The organism is Cupriavidus sp. SIMBA_020 (assembly GCF_046535395.1).
GTDB lineage: Bacteria > Pseudomonadota > Gammaproteobacteria > Burkholderiales > Burkholderiaceae > Cupriavidus > Cupriavidus campinensis.
In genome coordinates this window covers 1-242 of sequence record NZ_JAWRWU010001502.1, presented here as the reverse complement: position 1 = coordinate 242, position 242 = coordinate 1, and the positions used below count along the sequence as shown (strand labels likewise).

Here is a 242-nt window from a genome sequence, read left to right as displayed (position 1 = left end):
ATGGCGACGTGGCCAACCAGATGCAGGCGCTTGCGGGCGCGGGTGGCGGCCACGTACAGCAGGCGGTCGATTTCGTAGGAAGCGCGGCGCGCTTCGCGCGCCCCCAGGTAGCGCGACACCGGGGCGGCTTCGGTTTCGGCGCGGGCCTTGACCGGGCCGAACAGCACGCGGCCGCCGCTTTGCTCGAAGCGCACCAGCGGCGGCTGGTCGCCGCGCGGGGCGCGGTGCAGACCGTACAGGAT

At 73.6% G+C, this 242-nt stretch carries 1 protein-coding gene; it reads right to left on the bottom strand.

What is annotated here, in order from left to right; all coding sequences use genetic code 11:
- A partial coding sequence (locus SB751_RS34600) for a hypothetical protein (protein ID WP_410749567.1) occupies positions 1–242 on the bottom strand: 242 nt, incomplete at both ends.